This is a genomic window from Colwellia psychrerythraea (assembly GCF_000764185.1).
GTDB lineage: Bacteria > Pseudomonadota > Gammaproteobacteria > Enterobacterales > Alteromonadaceae > Colwellia > Colwellia psychrerythraea_B.
The window spans coordinates 28,537-47,607 of record NZ_JQEC01000007.1; the positions used below are offsets into that span (position 1 = coordinate 28,537).

A 19,071-nucleotide genomic window follows, 5' to 3' on the forward strand; every position below is an offset into this window, starting at 1 on the left:
TTTCATTAACGGTATCGGCTAATTTCATTACCCTGAAGCATAGCTACTTATTTACATCAACACGATCAGTAACATCCTCATTGAGTAACTTGCCTGCCACATCAATAGAGGATTCTAAACTAATCACTTCTCCTATCGATCGCATTTGGGTTTCAGGTAATATTTCCATGCAGCTACTCTATCGGCTCTAGGGCGCATCACGCTATCTATGCCTAATAAAGAAACCCCACGCAAGATAAAAGGAGCCACGGAGGCGGGTAAATCCATACCTTGTGCTAAGCCACAGGCGGCAACTGCGCCACCTTATTGGATACTGGCACAAACGTTAGCAAGGATATGACTGCCAACCTAATCAACCGCAGATGGTCAAATTGACTAAAACACTAGCTAATTTAACTAAAAAGTTAATTATGTATTATTGATAATATTTATCAAAAACAAGCACAACCAAATAAATCATTACATATCATATAGTTATATTATTTTTAATTTATGGCACAGCACTTGTAATACTAAGTTCATGCAAGACGATGTTAGATAACGACATCGACAAATAGCACAACATATAGCCAACAAATTGAAACAAGAAGGAATTTATTATGAGCACATTTAACATGACTAAAAATACTAACAGCATAATTAAAGATGTAAGCCTTACCTTAGTACTTATCGGATCTTTATTGGCTGCATTAACAGTAAGCGCTCGTGTTAATGCAGCGCCAGCAACAATTGTTGAAAATGCAGTTAGTAACTTTGTTGTTGCCCAAGGAGAAAAAATGATTGTTGAGCTAAATAGCCAATTACAGCAGTCAATTGATGAAGAAATTAAAGCGTTTTCTGCCAACTTCTCACTAAATAGTGCGACAACTTGGTTAGCCGCAGAACAAACGATTAATACAAAAATAGAACAAGCGCCACTAACATTGAATAGCGAAAGTACAGTAACGACGACAGTGACTAACAAAGAAAATAGCCAATAATTGAAAAATATCACAACTAGATTTCCAAAATAAGTTTCAACATTAAACATAAAAATTTACTTTAAAATAAGCAGGAGAAAAATTATGGGATTATTTAGCCGCTTTACCGACATTGTTAATGCAAATTTAAACAGCATGTTAGACAAAGCCGAACATCCAGAAAAAATGATTCGTTTGATCATTGGCGAGATGGAAGAAACATTAGTTGAAATACGATCAACTGCTGCCAAAAATATTGCTGAACAAAAAACCTTAGCAAGAAAAGTAAAAGCGGCAAATGAAGGCTTAGCTAACTGGCATGACAAAGCAGAGTTAGCCTTAAATAAAGGCCGTGAAGACTTAGCTAAATCAGCGCTGACACAAAAACATAAATGCCAAGCTGAACTAACACTACTAGAGGGTGAGAATGCACAATTAACTGATTTGTTAACTGCCATTCAAGAAGATGCTCAGCGCTTACAAGACAAACTAAATGAAGCTAAACGTCGTCAAGAAGCATTACTGCTTCGTCAAGAATCTGCTGAAGTAAGATTAAAAGTACGTGAAACAGCTGTTATTCATAACATTGATGAAGCAATGGCCAAGTTTGAGCGTTATCAACAAAAGATTGACCAGCTTGAAGCGCAAGTAGAATCTTATGATATTACCGAAAATAAAGATTTATCAACACAGATAGCTGAACTAGAGCAAGACGATAGCGTTGAAGCTGAGTTAGCAGAAATGAAAAAGAAGGTTGTTAACGGTTAAAGTATTACCTAAGTAAAAACCGACAGCATTCACCTAAAGTCCCTCGTCAAGATGCGAGGGCAACGTTTATCCAAGGAGTTAACCATGAGATACGACAGAGAATATTCAACCATAAAAAATGTTCGCCAAACATTGTGTAAAGACTTAGTAAATAAAAAATTGACCGGTGTCTGTGCTGGCATTGCTAAACATTATAACTTTCCACGCTTAGCTGTGCGTATCGCTGCGATTGCGGCACTGATTATGTTACCCGTAGTCACCGGTGTAGCATATGTGGTCGCAAGCATGTTGTTACCCAACAGCAAATATTACTAAGCAAAGTAACTGTTTATCACTATTAAAATGAGGAAACTATGAGCTTCTTTAAATCCCTAACCCTAGCTATTTTGGCGACCATCTTTTTGACTTATGTTTTTGGTGTTGGCATGTTGGAGCTAATGAACCTTCATGTGATGATGGACGGTGAAGTCATTGAGCCATTAAAAGCCATAGGTGTTTCAGCATTAGTGGTAGTGCTATTAGTGGTTATGGCCTTAGCGATAGTGCTGAGTGTTTTTGGTAGTTTAATTTTTATTGGACTGGTTTTATTTGGTAGCATTGCCATGGTCACTATAGGCGTATTTTGGCCAATACTATTAATGGCTGTCGTTATCTGGCTATTTAGTCGCAATAAACAACCCAGACAATATGTTTAATGAATATTGCAGCAATGAATGCACAGAGAAGTTATTTTTATTCTGTGCATAGCTCAACCCGCCATTGCTACTTGTGATTAAGTGCTCTGTTTATTTAAAAAATTTAGCCAAAATATTTTTACATTCATCGGTATTAACCAAACGAACAAACTCTTGGCCCTCATCAACAATAACTTGGCTTAGCGCTAATTGATTTCCTTGTCGAATTAAACGCCTACTAGTCATTACTGACTCAACTGGTAAACGAGCAATTGCTAGAGCTATCTCATTTGTTTTAGTGAGTAGCTCTTCAGGCTGACAAGTTTGATTGGCAATACCAAAATTTAAGGCTTGTTCAGCGTTAAAAGAAGTACCAAGTACCATTAATTCAAAGGCTTTATTTTGCCCGACTTTTTGAGTTAATAATAAACTTGAACCTGCTTCAGGGCATAAACCAAGTTGAGTAAATGGCAGTTTAAATAGACTATTATTGGCCGCAATGACCATATCGCAATGTAATAACAAGGTTGTGCCTATACCAACAGCAACGCCAGCAACACCAGCAACAAGCGGTTTAGTAAATTCTGAAAGTACTTTAACAAACTCAAGGGCAGCTAAATCATCATCCTTTGAGCACTGCATAAAGTCATGTAAGTCATTGCCGGCACAAAAGCAGTTTTCATTGCCTTGAATAACTAAACAATGGACACTTGGTGTTTCGTTGGCATAAGCAAAATGTCGACAAAGCTCTTGATACATAGCATTGGTTAAGGCATTTTTTTTATCAGTACGATTCAAGGTAATAGTAAAAACACCTTGTTTTTCTGTTGTTAAAATCAAGTTACTCATTTGTCACCAGTTTAGTTACGTGGGCTTACCAATACGATTGGTATAAGTTATAGTCAAACCTTAATATTTGTTAGCAGGGATGTATAGTTACAATGAAAAATATTCACTATGGAAAATTCGTTATCCTTTTCGTTTTATTGCTTAGCATTACCAATAATGCCTATGCGGTAAACTTAGTTACTGTTGAAGATGGTTACATTAAAGCAAGCATACCTGGCAGCGACATCACCGCCGCTTTTATGACTATTAACAACTCTAGTGATAAGGCAATCACTTTACAAAAGATCAGTGGCTCGCTATCTGATCGTATTGAGATTCATGAACACAGCATGACGGGTGGCATGATGCGTATGCGTCAAGTAGATAACATCACTGTTGACCCTCATAGCAAAATTATCTTGCAACCTTCAGGATTACATCTGATGATTTTCGCATTAAAAAAGCCGATAACTGAGAAAGAGATTATGCCGTTAACATTATACTTCTCAAATGGCACAAAAATTAATATTCAATTACCTGTTCGTCGATTTAAATAGTACAATAATCAACAATTTCATCCTTGGAGTGGCTATGAAAACAATGTTCTCTACAAAAACTATTGTCTGGACTTTTACCGGCATATTTTTTCTTTTATACGGCGTAGGTGTTTATTGGAGTAGCGAACCTGCCTCAATCAATATTCATGCAGAGGTAACCCAAGCCGCCAAAGCTGAAAACGTTGCTCCTGTAGTGGGATATACCACGACAACAGCTTTAATCAAAGTCAGCGAAGTGTTATTAAATAAACCAGGTGGTTATCTATCAAATGACATTATGCCACCGTCATTATTCTTAGATAATATGCCTGCCTGGGAGTTTGGGGTATTAGAGATGGTACGTGACATGGCTTTAGTGATGCGCAAAGACTTTAGTCGTTCACAGTCGCAATCTTTAGTAAATATACATTTAAAAGAAGCGCAACCGCGCTTTAATATTGATAGTGAAAGTTGGGCGGTACCCAGTGCAGAATCTGAGTATGGTGAAGCGATCAAACAACTTTATTTATACCGTAGTGCGCTCGTTAGTAGTAATGGTGCGAATAAGGCACAATTTTACGCCCGTGCTGATAACTTACGTGCTTATATAGAAGAAGTTCAAAAACGTTTAGGCAGCTACTCGCACCGGTTAAGTTTAAGTGTCGGCCGTGAACAAGTGAATACTGATTTGGCTGGTGATAACCGTGCTGAACAATCAAGCGCTGGCGTTAGTTACTTACAACTTAAAACGAGCTGGTGGAAGCTTGATGATATTTTCTATGAAGCCAGAGGCGCTACCTGGGCTTTATTGCAGTTACTTAGAGCGATTGAAATAGACTTTAATAGCGTTTTAGAAAATAAAAATGCAAAAATTAGCTTACAACAAATTATTCGTGAGCTAGAAGCCAGTCAGGAATCTTTATGGAGTCCAATGATATTAAATGGCAGTGGTTTTGGTTTACTGGCCAATCACTCACTTGTTATGGCTAATTATATTTCTCGCGCTAATGCTGCTTTAATAGATTTGAACGAACTTTTAACCAAAGGATAACAACATGAAAAAAACTTTATTAGCTGCCAGCGTAGCAGCTTTAATGTGTGGCAGTGCCCAAGCCGATACTTTATTAGGTTTATATATAGGTGGCCAAATCTGGGCTAACGAAGCCAGCGGTAGCTTTGGTGAAGGTTTAGATAATCAATCAGTTTTTGAATTTGATGATGAAAATCAAGGCAGTTTTTATGTTGCTTTTGAACACCCTATTCCATTAATTCCTAATATAAAAATAGCCTCAACAACACTTGATACGGTTGGTGGTACTCAAATATCCAGTAGTTTTAAATTTAATGACGTTATTTACAGCGCTGAATCAACATTAGATACTACACTAGACGCTAGTTTTGTAGATTACACCCTTTATTATGAAGTTTTTGACAACGACTTGTTAACCTTTGATTTTGGCTTAACTGCACGAGATTTGGATGCAAGCATTAATGTTATTGAACCTATGACTCAATTGCAAAGTGATTTAGATGTCTCCGGCATTATTCCTATGGCATATTTATCTACTATCATTGGTTTACCTTTTACAGGTTTCAATGTATTCGCTGAAGCAAACTTTATTAGTTATGACGATCAAACCGTTTATGATGCTCAAATTGGTGTCAGTTATGCCATTTTAGATAACGTAGCGGTAGATTTTGACGTAACCCTAGGTTATCGCACAGTTAAGATGGAATTAAATGATTTAGATGACTTTTACAGTGATTTAACTTATGACGGGTTCTTTGCTGGTGCCATTGTTCACTTCTAAGCTATCTCCTATTTACTAGAGCATGACCAGGTTTATTTATTAATATAAAAGCCGTGATTATATAAATAATCACAGCTTTTTACTTTCTTTGTTATCAAGATAGACTGAAATGGCAACTATGTCAGTTTTCTTTACAATAACTTATCACCACCTCCCAGAAACCAAATAACTCATTGTAAACATTGAACCTTACGTTCTGGATCGTTTTTTGCTTACTAGCCAGTAATAATGATTAAAAAGGATATTTAATGAAGTTTACTGCACTATTAGTTTTTTCCCTGTCTCTTATGGTTTCTACTAACACAAATGCCACGCTAATTAGCACCCTTGGTGGTGTTGATGAATTTATTGCTAGTACAACATTAGCTAATAGCGGTGATAATGCCGAATTAAGCTGGGTCCGAGATATATTACAAGACCAATCAATAACGCTAGATGAAAAATATAACTCTTCAGGTAGTGACTGGTCATTAGTAACTAATGAAGCTGATGTCTACTCCACCGCACTTATCAATACCCCTGGCTATTTCTTGCTAAAGTTTGGTGTAGGTCAAACGGGCGTTAACTCTCATTTTTTATTTAAAAATGTTGGTGATATGGCGTTTGGTGTCATTGATTTTTCACTTGCTGGTATTGTTCCTAATGGCAAAAAATTTACTATTGACCGCATTAGCCATGTTGATGAATTCACTGCGACACCACCACAAACAAGCATTCCTGAGCCGATGACAATCTCTTTGTTTGCTTTAGGGGTACTAGGCTTAGCTCGACGTAAACGTCTCATTAATTAGCACTACGCTAACTAACTATAAAGCCGGAGGTATCATTGATACTTCCGGCTTTATAGTATCCAAACTAAATACGACTTCTTCGACAAAGAGTTGTAACCTACATTATTTATTTAGATGAGAGAAGCGCCCGTACCTTTGATGTAAAATACCCACTCGCTCTACATACACTTGTGTTTCTTTATAAGGGGGAATACCGCCATGCCTTTTAACCGCACCCTCGCCAGCATTATAAGCTGCTGAGGCTAATTCATTATCACCTTTATATTTTCTGAGTAAACGAGCCAAATGCTTAACACCACCTTTAATGTTTTGCTCAGCACTCAAAGAGTTCTTAACCCCTAACTCTTTTGCAGTAGCTGGCATTAATTGCATTAGCCCTTGGGCACCCTGCTTTGATACGGCTTGTGGATTAAAGTGAGACTCGGCATGGATAACAGCTCGAACAAAGGCAGGATCAATACCATACATTAATGCAGCTTGATTTATATCATCTCTATAAGGGTGTAGGTAAAGCTTTGCTCGGCGCCAGTCAATTAATGAATCAACTTTACAAGCGTAACAATCAAAGCGATAGCGACTGAAATCTACATCAAGGGGTTCAATATCAGAGAAAGAAATAACCCCTGAAGATGATTTATAAGTATAAATGTTTGCTAATTTTTTATCCGAGGCATAACTATCACTAACAGTAAGCATCAGCATTATACCTATACTTAAGCTAAGTATATTTTGCCAATTGCTAGATACAAATATTTTCATGCCGCCTTTATTCCCTTACATTTAAGAGTTTTAAATAACTTTCTACTATCTATATTCCATTTTGGAATAAAAAATCGCTATCTATTCTTTTTGATCTGACTGTAATTTGTCTATTCTTGCTTCATCAATTGTCATGGGTGAAAATAGTTATGTTGCCAGAGCAGCGCTTATTAAATCAAAATACATCAAATTCAGCAAACAATAGTAGTGCCTTAAATGCTAATCAACTGGCCTCACTACAACAAAGCGTTGCTGATTACTCATCACTGCAACTTGCCTGGGCAAGTGGCTATTTAGCGGCAAAAAGCGAACAAGGCCAAAATGCTCAGCTGGCACCAGCTCCTGTTGCCGCAGCCGTTGCTGCCAAAACCTTAACTATTTTATACGCATCACAAACCGGTAATGCTAAAGGTGTTGCTGGTCAGCTACAAAAAAGCGCTAAAGCGGCAGGTATCAATGTTGTGCTTAAAAATATTGCCGACTATAAAGCTAAAGCAATAAAAAATGAAACACATCTATTAATTGTAGCCAGTACTAATGGTGAAGGCGAGCCACCTGATGATGCCATTGAATTTCATGAATTCTTATTAGGTAAGAAGGCACCTAAATTACCAAACCTAAGCTACAGTGTTTTAGCCTTAGGCGACAGCAGCTATGAATTTTTCTGTAAAACAGGTCAAGATTTTGATGAGCGTTTACAAGCGTTAGGTGCTAAACAAGTTAGCCCACGTGTTGACTGTGATGTTGATTACGATAGTGACAGTGAAAGCTGGACCTTAAGTATTGTTGAATCACTTAAAGACGAACTAACTCAAGCGGATGCAACTTTAGCAACTGTTATTGATTTACCAACGGCAGGTGCAGCTAGCCAGTATTCAAAGCAAAATCCATTGTCCGCTGAGTTCTCACTAAGTCAAAAAATCACTGGCCGAGATTCAGCTAAAGATGTTCGTCACATTGAAATTGATCTAGGTGAATCTGGTTTAACTTATCAAGTCGGTGACGCTTTAGGTGTTTGGTTTGAAAATGATGAAGCATTGGTAGCAAAACTACTTGCTGAATTAAACTTCTCTGGCGATGAAAAGGTTAACCTTAAAGTTTCAGGTGAAGTGCAAGAGCTTTCACTAAAAGAAACGCTAATTAGCCAATTAGAAATTACTCAAACAGCACCTTCATTTATTGAGTTTTGGGCACAAGTATCTAAAGACAGTAAATTAGTTACTGTGGCTAGTGATAAAAACACCGCACGTGAATTTGCAGGTGAACATCAAATTATTGATGTTGTTAGCTTGGCAAAGGCTGATATAGATGCACAAACTTTTGTTGATGCCTTACGTAAAATAACCCCACGTTTATATTCAATTGCTTCGGCTCAAGCTGAAGTTGAAGAAGAAGTACATTTAACCGTTGGCTTGGTCAGTTATGAAGCCAATGGCGATACGCGTACTGGCGGTGCTTCAGGCTTTCTAGCCGAGCGTTTAGCTGAAGGTCAAAAAGTACGTGTATTTGTTGAGCATAATGATAACTTTCGTTTACCACAATCAGACGATACTCCTGTAATCATGATTGGACCTGGTACTGGTGTTGCACCATTTAGAGCCTTTATGCAAGAACGTGAAGCACGTGATGCTGGTGGCGACAACTGGATGTTCTTTGGTGATCAAACTTTCACGCAAGACTTCTTATACCAAACTGAATGGCAGAATTATTTAAAGTCAGGTTTATTAACGCGTATGGACGTAGCATTTTCTCGTGATCAAGCTGAGAAAATCTATGTGCAAGACAGATTAAAAGAACAAGCAAGCGAAGTGTTCGCTTGGTTAGAACGTGGCGCTCACCTATATATTTGTGGTGATGCAAATCGTATGGCGAAAGATGTTCATCAAACTCTTAATGAGATAATTCAAGAGCACGGACAATTAAGCGCTGAACAAGCTGAAGACTATTTAAAATCACTACGATCAAACAAGCGTTACCAGAAGGATGTTTACTAATGAGCAGCAATTTTACTAAAGTTGAAAACCCAGTATTGGTTGTTGAAGGTAAACAGGCCGATAATGAACGCATGAAAGCAGAGAGTGACTACCTTCGTGGTACGATCACAACAGATCTTGCCGACAGAATGACTGGTGGCTTCAGTAGCGATAATTCGCAGTTAATTCGTACTCACGGTATGTATCAACAAGATGATCGTGATATCCGCGCCGAACGTCAAAAACAAAAGCTTGAACCATTACATAATGTCATGCTTAGAGCACGTTTACCCGGCGGCATTATCAATCCAACACAATGGTTGGCTATTGATAAGTTTGCTGATGATTACACTTCATACGGCAGTATTCGCTTAACCACACGTCAAACGTTTCAGTTTCACGGAGTATTGAAGCCAAATATTAAATTGATGCACCAAACACTTAACAGTGTCGGTCTTGACTCTATTGCTACTGCAGGTGATGTAAACCGTAACGTACTTTGTACTTCTAATCCAGTTGAATCAACGCTGCATCAAGAGGCCTATGAGTGGGCAACTAAGCTCAGTGAACATTTATTACCAAAGACTCGTGCCTATGCCGAAATTTGGTTAGATGAAGAAAAAGTTGAAACCACTGAAGCTAATGAAATTGAGCCAATTTTAGGTAGCAATTATTTACCACGTAAATTTAAAACAACTGTAGTTATTCCACCAAATAACGATATCGATGTGCATGCCAACGACTTAAACTTTGTTGCTATTAGCGAAGGTGGTGAATTAATCGGTTTTAACGTACTTGTTGGTGGCGGTTTAGCCATGACTCATGGCGATAATGCAACCTACCCACGTTGTGCTGATGATTTCGGTTTCATCCCAAAAGAACATACTTTAGCGGTTGCTGCTGCAGTGGTAACTACTCAACGTGATTGGGGTAATCGTGTTAACCGTAAAAATGCTAAAACTAAATATACTTTAGACCGAGTTGGTGTTGATACTTTTAAAGCCGAAGTTGAAAAACGTGCTGGTGTTGAATTTTCAGAATCACGTTCATATGAATTTACTCACCGTGGCGATAGCTTTGGTTGGGTTGCCGGTATTGATGGTAAACACCACTTAACCTTGTTTATTGAGAATGGTCGTATTCTTGATTCACAACGATCAGACCTTGCCGGAAAAACATTAAAAACTGGTATGCGTGAGATTGCCAAAATTCATCAAGGCGACTTCCGTTTAACCGCTAACCAAAATTTAATTGTGGCTGGTGTAGCTGAAGCTGATAAAGCAGCCATTGAGCAACTTGCTCGTGAGCATGGTTTATTAAACGACGGTGTTTCTAACCAGCGTAAAAACTCTATGGCTTGTGTGGCTTTTCCAACTTGTCCATTGGCTATGGCTGAAGCAGAGCGTTATTTACCAACGTTAGTAGACGACGTTGAGACCATTTTAGAGAAAAATGGCTTGAAAGATGAAAGTATCATCTTACGTGTTACCGGCTGTCCAAACGGCTGTGGCCGTGCCATGCTTGCTGAAATAGGCCTAGTGGGTAAAGGTCCAGGTAAATACAACATGTACCTTGGCAGTGATGTTGCAGGCTCTCGTGTACCAAAATTATATAAAGAAAATGTTGATGAAGCTGGCGTATTAAGTGAGATTGATACCTTAAGTGCTCGCTGGTCTGCCGAACGTAATGACAATGAAGCCTTTGGGGATTTTGTTGTTCGTGCTGGCATCGTAGATAAAGTTGTTATTAGCTTCAAGGATTTCCATCATGCCTAATACCGCGACAGACGTTGCAGAGAAAGAGCTTAACAGCTCATTTGAACTCGCTTTTCCTAACCCTTTGTTAGGTGAGTGGAATCAATCTCTGGAAAAACAAGCAGCAATAGCTCGTGCAGAGTGGGCGATGGAAAACTTGCCAGGCAAGTTTGTTTTATCGTCTAGTTTTGGTATTCAGTCTGCCGTAATGTTGCACTTGCTAACCCAAGTAAATAGCAACATTCCTGTGTTAATAACTGACACCGGTCATTTGTTTCCAGAAACATATCAATTTATTGAACAGTTAACTGAGCGCTTAGACTTAAATTTACATGTTTATCAAGCCAAAGAAAGCGCGGCATGGCAACAAGCAAAATACGGAGAAGAATGGGCGACAAGTGACGATACACTTAAAGCCTATAACCGCCGTAATAAAGTTGAACCACTAGAGCGTGGATTATCTGAATTGGGTGCAAGTACTTGGTTTTCTGGGGTGCGTCGTCAGCAATCAGCTCACCGAGAAAGTTTAGGTGTTGTCAGTACGCTTCGTGGCCGTTATAAAGTACATCCAATCATTGATTGGACTAATAAAGAAGTACATGAGTACTTAACTAAACATAACTTGCCGTATCACCCACTTTGGGATGAAGGTTATGTATCAGTTGGTGATGTGCACAGTACTAGACCACTGACTTTAGGTATGACTGAAGAAGAAACACGTTTTGGTGCTGGTCAACGTGAGTGTGGTTTGCATACTGATGGTGATGGTATTTAATATCACTAACTCTGTGATCATTGTTACTGATTAAAAAAAGCTAAAAGATATTCATCTTTTAGCTTTTTTTGTAAAATATAAGACACCCATCTCTAAATACTTGACCTCCTACCCCCCAATTTGGCGCCCTAGAATGTGGCACGATAGTGACAGTATATTTATCTGGCTTCACTATTATGGGCGGCAAATGAACCTAGATTTCCTATCATCTCTGTCCCAGGCAAAAAATCAAACTCTTTGTCAATCGTTTCTCGTCGTAACTTATACAGCTCAAAAAGTGGTGTCACAATCAGTCTATACTTATTCATTTGCTGAATTCACATAATGATTGCGTTTCACCGGTATATTTTGATTGAGCGCAGCGATTGAAAAATGTGCCCGAGCGCAACCAGCAAAAAATAGAAATAATGAAACTAAAATTTGTTCACTGGTTCAATACTTCCGTGAATCAAATAAATCTCGTCCGTCCTGGGCTTACGTTTAACTTGTTTATTAAACTGATCTTGCATCGTGGCTAAATAACCTGCTATTTGAAATTCACTGGTATGTCCAGTAGGTCTTCCACCATATTGACTCAACCACACTTTGGGATTGGTCATATCGGTTGAATTATGATTTCCAATGCACTTACCACTACCAATAGATATAACATAATGTAGACCTAACGGCGGACGGAAATAACGAATAACATTTCCAGCTGGAATTCTACTAGCATCAGTAGCAGAGGCAACCTTTACTGGGCCAAACCTCCATACGCTACTAGGCACAGCTTTACCCTGTGGTTGCGTACCAAACTTTTTAAGCCATCGTAATGACACAAGACCAGAGGTATACATCCAAAACGTAACACTTTCATAACACGCCAGAGAAAATTTTTGCCGCCCAGCAAGAATTTCGGCGCGAGAGACTTTATAAAAGTTATTATCATTAAATGAAGAATTGGGGCCCGCATTTGGCTTAATTATACCAGTTTTTGCAGCTAGCACCACATCTTGCTTAGTTTTGCCTTGTAGTGGGAAAAAACTTTTAACAGCTTCAACAATCTCATTTTCAGTTTTATTCTTATAATAACTCTTGGCATCAGATATTTTGTTGGCCGCACCGTACCAATTCATGCACAAAAATAATGCTCGTCCGGCATGACGCTTATTTTTCTGATTATCGCCACGCGTCCAACTTCCGTCAATACTAATGAGTGCCGAAACAGTTGCGTCCTTCTGGTATTTAATTTTTAACTCACTCAAATGAGTTTTTGAAATTCCCTGAATCTTTTCAAGGTATTTGAAAGTATCATCTAACCTGGTTTGTGCAGTCTTACTCATAATGTCCTTTCTCCAATAAATTACTGTCTGTACGCAGAAATAATATAAAATTAACAAATCCAACCATAAAACTTTATTAATATAGACCACTGCTATTCAGCTAACAACTTATTATATTCAGTAAACGCCATGAATGTTCGTGAAAGTGCGTTTACAAATTAATTCCTAATTGAATCGTAAGGTTACAGCAACCTAGCAACTCAACCAACTATTACTAATTACTTTTACTAACTATATAACTGGATTTGTTTTACTGAAGGTATTACAAAGAGAAAAACTTAGAAAACTTAGGGACATCCAATAACTTTTCTCAAACTTAAAAATATAAAAACACAAAAAATATTAGGCTTAATTAGAGAAATATAAAAAAATAGAATACACCCTCTCTAAATAATCACCATAGGTTATCACAAGCCCGTTATTTTTTAATCAGTAAATCTACCTTACACTTGGCTTTTTTAGGTAAAATAAAATGAATGATTGGGTCGTTATAAGAATTAGTAATTTTGGTTAATTTCAGGCGTGTTTAAGCTTTAATACTCAATTAACAGGATAAATTTGTTATGAAGTGGTCGCTAAGCGAATAGCTTGTGACAAACAGATACAGCGGCACGTTTTTTAAGGTGTTGATGTTTGCAAAATTCAGTTAAGGCTTCAGGGTTGCCTACCGCGCCATGAAATACCTTTCTAAATTGTGTCGTTAATATTAACCAGTTTTCTGCACTGATGTTTAATCGCGTTAATATGTTGGGTAGGTTACTGTCAATATAACCTCGTTTATCTTCTCTAATGCAACGACCGGTTAAGTCTACCAGCTCAATATAATCTTTTAGCTCAAACGCTAAGCCTTTAGGCAAATTTTGTCGGGGGTTACCGACAAAGGGGCAAAGTAACGTGGGTTGTTTTTCTTTTTTAGCGGCTCTTATACGCTGTTGAATACTGGTGTGATTTGAGCTCTCAGGGGTTTCTGCTATTTTGGCTCTTATTGGATTTAAATCAACATACGCCATGCAAGCAATAACGGCGGCTTCATCTAATAAGGCTTGAGATTTAAAACGGCCTTCCCAGAACCTCCCTGTGCATTTATCTTCTTTATTGGCTTGTATGGCAATGCTTTCATTTAGAATGCGCATAAGCCAACTAATGTCGGTTAACCGTGCTCGATACACTTGTGCAGTTTCTTCCAATATTTGTTGTAGAGATTTAATCAGTTTATCGCCACGTAGATATTGTTGGGTAATGAGTGTTCCTTTAAATAATTGATGCCAACGGGTGACGACTTCATGCAGTGACCATTTTTTGGCTTGTTCAACATCAACACACAACACAATATGGGTATGATTACTCATTACCGCATAAGCACATACCTCAATAGCAAACGTTTGGCTTAACGCTAATAATTTTTCTTCAACCCAACCTCGCCTATGCTCAAAGCTTTGTCCTGTGACTTTATCTTCGCCACATAAAAAAGCACGGCGAACACAACGGGAAATACAGTGATAATAAGGCGTATCAATTAAACTGACTTGCTGTTTTCTTGCCGTTGCCATAGTAACCTCCACTAGTATATTTGCTGATTAAATAAGCATAGTTGAGGTGACTATTTATTTCAATTGAGAAGGGTGTCTGCTATTTTCTGTTCTGATTAAATAAGCATAGTTGAGGTGACTATTTATTTCCATTGAGAAGGGTGTCTGCTATTTTATTTGCTATTTTATTCTAGAGAAGGGTGTCTGCTATTTTATGTCTTATTGAGAAGGGTGTCTGCTATTTTTTATTGAGAAGGGTGTCTGCTATTTTTTATCTGCTATTTTTTAGTATCATCCACTTTGGGACGAAGGTTATGTTTCAGTTGGTGATGTACACAGTACTCGCCCACTAACGTTAGGTATGACAGAAGAAGATACTCGTTTTGGTGGTAGCCAACGAGAGTGTGGTTTGCATACTGATGGTGATGGGATTTAATTTTTACTCACATATAGTAAATAATTAGATAGTCATAAAAGCTAAAAGATAAAACTCTTTTAGCTTTTTTTGTGCCTGAAATTTCTGGTGATTAATTTATAAGCTTGGAGCTTTGTTTCTCTGCTTGGCGTCGCAGTGGCGACCACACCCAAGGGGCGACGTACCGCCGCGCCTCCCCTTGGAACCCCTGCGACGCCCTACTCAGCATAACATTCAATCAACAACTAGCGTAAACCACGATTCCTGCCGATTTATCGTCCATGAACAACGGCAGCCCTCGACGTCCTGTCTCGGGTCGAGGTCTACCTTTGCTAGTTGGAGCTTGAATTGCTGAGAAGGGATTTGGAGTGTTTGGTAACAGCAAAGTGTAATAACAAGCAAAGAGCTTTTGACTGTCAGATATGACCATAGATGAAACAAGTACCAAATCTGCTTGAACAAACACTGAAATGAATGAATGTGTTCACGTATGTTCATCATGGATGATGAACAAAGCGCTGTCGGCACATGGATGTGCCATCAGCGCTGATACGTCGAAACACTTGAGTGAATTGAAGAATACGTTTGTTAGCAGCGCCGAGGGAGTCCAGAGGGAGGTCGGCGTCAGCCTCCCTTTGGGTGTCGTCGCCACCGCGACTAATTAATTAATTTACTCAAATTCCCATTTATTTTTCCGTTTACGTAGCTAATTAAACAATTATGCACCTATACCAATCATCACTTTTGCACCAATAATTGAATTTCCTGACATTTTGGTTCCCATGACACAAAATGAACCATCTTCTAGAAATACATTTAAACCAAATGGACGTAGATTTAATTTAGTTATCTCCGCTTTAGACTTTGAACTTGCCTTTACTTCTAGAACTACTCCATCAGGTGTATTAACTGTAACTAATGATTTTGACACATTTACAGTAACTGAATCGTGCAAAGATCTATTTTTCCTAACCAGTGGTTGCCATTCTAGCCCTTTGGGATCTGATGGTATATTTATCCATACTTCAGGCTGCTCGCTATTCCCTATAATAAACGGGACAAAATCATTAACGGAAATTAAAGCAATACCATCCGTTAGTTTGTTTCTAGCAATTTCAACTACTTTATAAGGTTTAAACTGCGTAGGAAGTGAATCTATTTTCATATTACTTCCCTCTCTTAGGGGTTACATGGATATTTCTATTTGGATTTCGAGAAAACCAGTCGTCTACGTCCTTGACTAGATTCAATTGCTCTGTTTCATCTTCCGTTATTTTCGGTTCTCGTAACAACCAGGATGTCAAAGCACCTACAAATATGACAATGAGTTCATATAATTCAAACTCAAAAGGTTGCTGGTTAATTGCTAACTGAATCATTTTTGCTAATAAAAGAATAATGAAACCCGCTGTAGCACCAATAGAGGCATTAAAGTACATTGATTTGTTTTCAAATTTCTTTTTTAGAACACTAAATTCATATTTATCGAGTTCATATGGTTTTACAGCTAAATATTTTACTGGCTCACCTTCAACTCCACCTTTTACATATAAAGGTTCATGACTAATGACCTCTTCTGGTGGTTGCTCTGATAAGTTATTTGGGCACATCTGAACTCCTTGCTTGATGCCAACAGTGTACTATGTAGGTCTATCAGTAATTACACTTTACGTTGATAACCTATAACCTACCTTAATAGTTCTAAATATCAAGGTATTAAAAATAAAATGGTAATGTTCCTAATATACAGAAAACTGTCTTACAAAGAGCTAGAGTAAGCTCAACAAGGCCGCATCTTGGTTCTGTATTATTTACCATTAAGCTCGCTCTATCGAGAAACTCTGCACTTCACTTATATTTTTGACATCAATCGCTAGCATCACCAGTCTATCAATTCCCAAAGCAACGCCTGAGCATTGAGGTAGTCCATGCGTTAACGCATCAATAAAGTTTTTATCTATGGATTTAACTGGCAAACCTTGAACTGCTCTTTTAGCATTATCTTCTTCGAATCTAACTTGCTGTTCATTAGCATCAGTTAATTCATTAAAGCCATTCACTAACTCAATACCACGGTAATAACATTCAAATCGTTGTGCTACCCGAGGATCATCAGTTGATCTTTTAGCCAGTGATGCTTGTGCTATCGGAAAGTCATAGATAAATTGCGGCTGATCAAGACCAATGGTTGGTTCAATAATTTCAGTAAAAATGAATTGCAGCAACAAATCAGCATCATTCATGTCAATTAACCAGTCCGCACTTTTATCGTACTTATTTAATACCTCAGCGAGCTCAGAAAAACTTGCTGTTAATGGGTCAATAGAGACTTTTTGCATGAAGATATCTTGGTAACTTGAAAATAACGCCTTATTTCCACCTAAAACGACTTGTAGCAACTCGGCCACCTCAGACATCAAGTCAAACTGATCAAAACCAATACGATACCATTCAAGCATCGTGAACTCAGGATTATGAAAGCGACCCGCCTCTTCGTGACGAAATGCTTTTGCAATGGAATAAATACAGCCGTAACCTGAAGCCAATAAACGCTTCATATGAAATTCTGGTGAGGTTTGTAGAAACAACTCGGTTGAGTGATCCGCAGGGCTATCAGCTAAAAAATCATATTTACAAGAGATAGCATCTAAGTAAACATCTGTCACTGTGCTTTGTGATAAGGCAGGTGTTTCCACTTCAACGACATTGCGCTCAGCAAAAAACTGTCTAATTTTCTGTAATATTTTTGCTCTTTTTTGAGCGTTCTGCCAAGTTAGCGTACTTTGCCAAGTCATGTTAATTCCTGCGTATTCTCTAGTAGTAAATTTAAAGACTGGAAAGCCCAGACAATGGATTTCCGATAAAGAACCTCGGAAATGACGTTTGATATTTTAATGCCTATTGAGAACTTATCAATAAAATCACTCATTAATTCATTTATAACTTTCTCAAATTCCAGGCACAAAAAAGGTCGCGTTAGCGACCTTCTTTATTCAATATTATTTCTAATATGGATTTGTTGTTATTCAACGGACTAACAAGGCGGTAGGCACGGAGTTGACGTGAGTCAATGAGTACCTACAACGCGGTTAATCCTAAGAAAAACTACAAATTAATCCATAATCTTAGAAACAACACCAGCACCAACAGTACGACCACCTTCACGGATAGCGAAGCGTAAACCTTCGTCCATCGCTACTGGGTTGATTAGCTCAACAACAAACTTAAGGTTGTCGCCAGGCATTACCATTTCAACACCTTCAGGAAGCTCTACAGCACCTGTGATATCTGTTGTACGGAAGTAAAACTGTGGACGGTATCCTTTAAAGAATGGAGTATGACGACCACCTTCATCTTTAGAAAGTACGTATACTTCTGATTCGAATTTAGTGTGAGGTAAGATTGAACCAGGAGCACATAGTACTTGACCACGTTCAACATCTTCACGCTTAAGACCACGTAGAAGAACACCACAGTTCTCGCCAGCACGACCTTCGTCAAGAAGCTTACGGAACATTTCAACACCTGTACAAGTTGATTTTTGTGTATCACGGATACCAACAACTTCTACTTCTTCACCAACTTTGATGATACCACGTTCAACACGACCAGTTACAACAGTACCACGGCCTGAGATTGAAAATACATCTTCGATAGGCATGATGAATGCACCATCAATAGCACGCTCTGGCTCTGGGATGTAAGTATCTAAATGATCAGCAAGTTCAATAACTTTCGCTTCCCATTTTTCTTCACCGTTAAGTGCGCCTAAAGCTGAACCTTGGATAACTGGTAAGTCATCACCTGGGAAATCATATTCAGAAAGAAGTTCACGAACTTCCATTTCTACTAATTCTAATAACTCTTCGTCATCTACCATGTCACATTTGTTCATGAACACGATGATGTAAGGAACACCAACTTGACGAGAAAGTAAGATATGCTCACGTGTTTGTGGCATAGGACCATCTGTAGCAGCAACTACTAAGATAGCGCCATCCATTTGTGCAGCACCAGTGATCATGTTTTTGATGTAATCAGCATGGCCAGGACAATCTACGTGAGCGTAGTGACGTGATTCAGTATCGTACTCGATGTGAGAAGTATTGATTGTAATACCACGTTCACGTTCTTCAGGAGCGTTATCGATTTGTGCGAAATCTTTAACTTCACCACC

General features: G+C 38.4%; 19 protein-coding genes and 2 pseudogenes. 12 read left to right on the plus strand and 9 right to left on the minus strand.

Features of this window, described 5'->3' with window-relative positions; translation table 11 throughout:
• Positions 1–43: 43 nt before the first annotated feature.
• Positions 44–348, minus strand: a pseudogene (locus GAB14E_RS25460) (oxidoreductase); the annotation flags it as partial.
• Positions 349–599: 251 nt separating this feature from the next.
• Between GAB14E_RS25460 and GAB14E_RS18165 the strand changes: the two are divergent.
• From GAB14E_RS18165 to GAB14E_RS18155, 4 genes are all read left to right on the plus strand, one after another.
• Positions 600–980 (plus strand): hypothetical protein, encoded by a 381-nt coding sequence (locus tag GAB14E_RS18165; RefSeq protein WP_033081035.1) that lies wholly within the window; start codon positions 600–602, stop codon positions 978–980.
• A gap of 84 nt (positions 981–1,064) precedes the next feature.
• Positions 1,065–1,727: a phage shock protein PspA gene (pspA, locus tag GAB14E_RS18160; protein WP_033081036.1), complete on the plus strand. Its 663-nt coding sequence runs from the start codon at positions 1,065–1,067 to the stop codon at positions 1,725–1,727.
• Positions 1,728–1,811: 84 nt separating this feature from the next.
• Positions 1,812–2,042, plus strand: coding sequence for a PspC domain-containing protein (locus GAB14E_RS0122545; RefSeq protein WP_052093474.1), 231 nt, complete (start codon positions 1,812–1,814; stop codon positions 2,040–2,042).
• Positions 2,043–2,080: 38 nt separating this feature from the next.
• The gene (locus GAB14E_RS18155; protein WP_033081037.1) at positions 2,081–2,422 is read left to right on the plus strand and encodes a hypothetical protein; all 342 of its coding nucleotides are present in this window, start codon (positions 2,081–2,083) and stop codon (positions 2,420–2,422) included.
• A gap of 90 nt (positions 2,423–2,512) precedes the next feature.
• Here GAB14E_RS18155 and GAB14E_RS18150 read toward each other — a convergent pair whose 3' ends face one another.
• Positions 2,513–3,250 carry an enoyl-CoA hydratase-related protein gene (locus GAB14E_RS18150; protein WP_033081038.1) on the minus strand — a complete coding sequence of 246 codons (738 nt, stop codon included), beginning with the start codon at positions 3,248–3,250 and terminating at the stop codon, positions 2,513–2,515.
• A 92-nt stretch (positions 3,251–3,342) separates the two neighbouring features.
• Between GAB14E_RS18150 and GAB14E_RS18145 the strand changes: the two genes are divergently transcribed.
• From GAB14E_RS18145 to GAB14E_RS18130, 4 genes are all read left to right on the plus strand, one after another.
• The gene (locus GAB14E_RS18145) at positions 3,343–3,786 is read left to right on the plus strand and encodes a copper chaperone PCu(A)C (protein WP_052093475.1); all 444 of its coding nucleotides are present in this window, start codon (positions 3,343–3,345) and stop codon (positions 3,784–3,786) included.
• 34 nt (positions 3,787–3,820) lie between these two features.
• A complete protein-coding gene (locus GAB14E_RS18140) occupies positions 3,821–4,816 on the plus strand; it encodes a DUF2333 family protein (protein ID WP_033081039.1) in 996 nt (331 codons plus the stop codon).
• A 4-nt stretch (positions 4,817–4,820) separates the two neighbouring features.
• On the plus strand, positions 4,821–5,576 hold the full coding sequence (locus GAB14E_RS18135) for a TIGR04219 family outer membrane beta-barrel protein (protein ID WP_033081040.1): 756 nt from the start codon (positions 4,821–4,823) through the stop codon (positions 5,574–5,576).
• 248 nt (positions 5,577–5,824) lie between these two features.
• Positions 5,825–6,367 carry a PEP-CTERM sorting domain-containing protein gene (locus GAB14E_RS18130; protein ID WP_033081041.1) on the plus strand — a complete coding sequence of 181 codons (543 nt, stop codon included), beginning with the start codon at positions 5,825–5,827 and terminating at the stop codon, positions 6,365–6,367.
• 102 nt (positions 6,368–6,469) lie between these two features.
• On the opposite strand, the gene GAB14E_RS18125 is transcribed toward GAB14E_RS18130, so the two are convergent.
• Positions 6,470–7,126, minus strand: a complete 657-nt coding sequence (locus GAB14E_RS18125) for a lytic transglycosylase domain-containing protein (RefSeq protein ID WP_033081042.1) — start codon at positions 7,124–7,126, stop codon at positions 6,470–6,472.
• Positions 7,127–7,275: 149 nt separating this feature from the next.
• Between GAB14E_RS18125 and GAB14E_RS18120 the strand changes: the two genes are divergently transcribed.
• Genes GAB14E_RS18120 through GAB14E_RS18110 form a run of 3 tightly spaced genes read left to right on the plus strand, consistent with a single transcriptional unit; the run spans position 7,276 to position 11,628 of the window.
• The gene (locus GAB14E_RS18120) at positions 7,276–9,120 is read left to right on the plus strand and encodes an assimilatory sulfite reductase (NADPH) flavoprotein subunit (protein ID WP_033081043.1); all 1,845 of its coding nucleotides are present in this window, start codon (positions 7,276–7,278) and stop codon (positions 9,118–9,120) included.
• Positions 9,120–10,874, plus strand: coding sequence for an assimilatory sulfite reductase (NADPH) hemoprotein subunit (gene cysI / locus GAB14E_RS18115; RefSeq protein WP_033081044.1), 1,755 nt, complete (start codon positions 9,120–9,122; stop codon positions 10,872–10,874). The genes GAB14E_RS18120 and cysI overlap by 1 nt, the downstream gene beginning before the upstream one ends.
• Positions 10,867–11,628 carry a phosphoadenylyl-sulfate reductase gene (locus tag GAB14E_RS18110; RefSeq protein ID WP_033081045.1) on the plus strand — a complete coding sequence of 254 codons (762 nt, stop codon included), beginning with the start codon at positions 10,867–10,869 and terminating at the stop codon, positions 11,626–11,628. Before cysI ends, GAB14E_RS18110 begins: the two co-directional genes overlap by 8 nt.
• A 413-nt stretch (positions 11,629–12,041) precedes the next feature.
• Here the strand turns inward: GAB14E_RS18110 and GAB14E_RS18105 are convergent, their stop codons facing one another.
• Positions 12,042–12,950 carry a hypothetical protein gene (locus GAB14E_RS18105; protein ID WP_033081046.1) on the minus strand — a complete coding sequence of 303 codons (909 nt, stop codon included), beginning with the start codon at positions 12,948–12,950 and terminating at the stop codon, positions 12,042–12,044.
• A gap of 575 nt (positions 12,951–13,525) precedes the next feature.
• Positions 13,526–14,500, minus strand: a complete 975-nt coding sequence (locus GAB14E_RS18100) for a transposase (protein WP_033081047.1) — start codon at positions 14,498–14,500, stop codon at positions 13,526–13,528.
• Positions 14,501–14,768: 268 nt separating this feature from the next.
• On the opposite strand from GAB14E_RS18100, the pseudogene GAB14E_RS24710 reads away from it, so the two are divergent.
• Positions 14,769–14,915, plus strand: a pseudogene (locus GAB14E_RS24710) (phosphoadenosine phosphosulfate reductase); the annotation flags it as partial.
• A gap of 697 nt (positions 14,916–15,612) precedes the next feature.
• Here the strand turns inward: GAB14E_RS24710 and GAB14E_RS18095 are convergent.
• The 4 genes from GAB14E_RS18095 to tuf form a co-directional block, all read right to left on the minus strand.
• The gene (locus GAB14E_RS18095) at positions 15,613–16,059 is read right to left on the minus strand and encodes a hypothetical protein (protein WP_033081048.1); all 447 of its coding nucleotides are present in this window, start codon (positions 16,057–16,059) and stop codon (positions 15,613–15,615) included.
• A gap of 1 nt (position 16,060) precedes the next feature.
• On the minus strand, positions 16,061–16,504 hold the full coding sequence (locus GAB14E_RS18090; protein WP_033081049.1) for a hypothetical protein: 444 nt from the start codon (positions 16,502–16,504) through the stop codon (positions 16,061–16,063).
• A gap of 207 nt (positions 16,505–16,711) precedes the next feature.
• Positions 16,712–17,689 (minus strand): elongation factor P--(R)-beta-lysine ligase, encoded by a 978-nt coding sequence (gene epmA / locus GAB14E_RS18085; RefSeq protein WP_033081050.1) that lies wholly within the window; start codon positions 17,687–17,689, stop codon positions 16,712–16,714.
• A 317-nt stretch (positions 17,690–18,006) separates the two neighbouring features.
• The coding region (gene tuf / locus GAB14E_RS18080) for an elongation factor Tu (RefSeq protein ID WP_033081051.1) at positions 18,007–19,071 on the minus strand (1,065 nt) is incomplete at its 5' end.

Excerpts from the sequence above, each read along its gene's own strand:
- GAB14E_RS18165 (WP_033081035.1), top strand. The coding sequence starts at position 600 with ATGAGCACATTTAACATGACTAAAAATACTAACAGCATAATTAAAGAT.
- pspA (WP_033081036.1), top strand. The coding sequence starts at position 1,065 with ATGGGATTATTTAGCCGCTTTACCGACATTGTTAATGCAAATTTAAAC.
- GAB14E_RS0122545 (WP_052093474.1), top strand. The coding sequence starts at position 1,812 with ATGAGATACGACAGAGAATATTCAACCATAAAAAATGTTCGCCAAACA.
- GAB14E_RS18155 (WP_033081037.1), top strand. The coding sequence starts at position 2,081 with ATGAGCTTCTTTAAATCCCTAACCCTAGCTATTTTGGCGACCATCTTT.
- GAB14E_RS18150 (WP_033081038.1), bottom strand. The coding sequence starts at position 3,250 with ATGAGTAACTTGATTTTAACAACAGAAAAACAAGGTGTTTTTACTATT.
- GAB14E_RS18145 (WP_052093475.1), top strand. The coding sequence starts at position 3,343 with ATGAAAAATATTCACTATGGAAAATTCGTTATCCTTTTCGTTTTATTG.
- GAB14E_RS18140 (WP_033081039.1), top strand. The coding sequence starts at position 3,821 with ATGAAAACAATGTTCTCTACAAAAACTATTGTCTGGACTTTTACCGGC.
- GAB14E_RS18135 (WP_033081040.1), top strand. The coding sequence starts at position 4,821 with ATGAAAAAAACTTTATTAGCTGCCAGCGTAGCAGCTTTAATGTGTGGC.
- GAB14E_RS18130 (WP_033081041.1), top strand. The coding sequence starts at position 5,825 with ATGAAGTTTACTGCACTATTAGTTTTTTCCCTGTCTCTTATGGTTTCT.
- GAB14E_RS18125 (WP_033081042.1), bottom strand. The coding sequence starts at position 7,126 with ATGAAAATATTTGTATCTAGCAATTGGCAAAATATACTTAGCTTAAGT.
- GAB14E_RS18120 (WP_033081043.1), top strand. The coding sequence starts at position 7,276 with ATGTTGCCAGAGCAGCGCTTATTAAATCAAAATACATCAAATTCAGCA.
- cysI (WP_033081044.1), top strand. The coding sequence starts at position 9,120 with ATGAGCAGCAATTTTACTAAAGTTGAAAACCCAGTATTGGTTGTTGAA.
- GAB14E_RS18110 (WP_033081045.1), top strand. The coding sequence starts at position 10,867 with ATGCCTAATACCGCGACAGACGTTGCAGAGAAAGAGCTTAACAGCTCA.
- GAB14E_RS18105 (WP_033081046.1), bottom strand. The coding sequence starts at position 12,950 with ATGAGTAAGACTGCACAAACCAGGTTAGATGATACTTTCAAATACCTT.
- GAB14E_RS18100 (WP_033081047.1), bottom strand. The coding sequence starts at position 14,500 with ATGGCAACGGCAAGAAAACAGCAAGTCAGTTTAATTGATACGCCTTAT.
- GAB14E_RS18095 (WP_033081048.1), bottom strand. The coding sequence starts at position 16,059 with ATGAAAATAGATTCACTTCCTACGCAGTTTAAACCTTATAAAGTAGTT.
- GAB14E_RS18090 (WP_033081049.1), bottom strand. The coding sequence starts at position 16,504 with ATGTGCCCAAATAACTTATCAGAGCAACCACCAGAAGAGGTCATTAGT.
- epmA (WP_033081050.1), bottom strand. The coding sequence starts at position 17,689 with ATGACTTGGCAAAGTACGCTAACTTGGCAGAACGCTCAAAAAAGAGCA.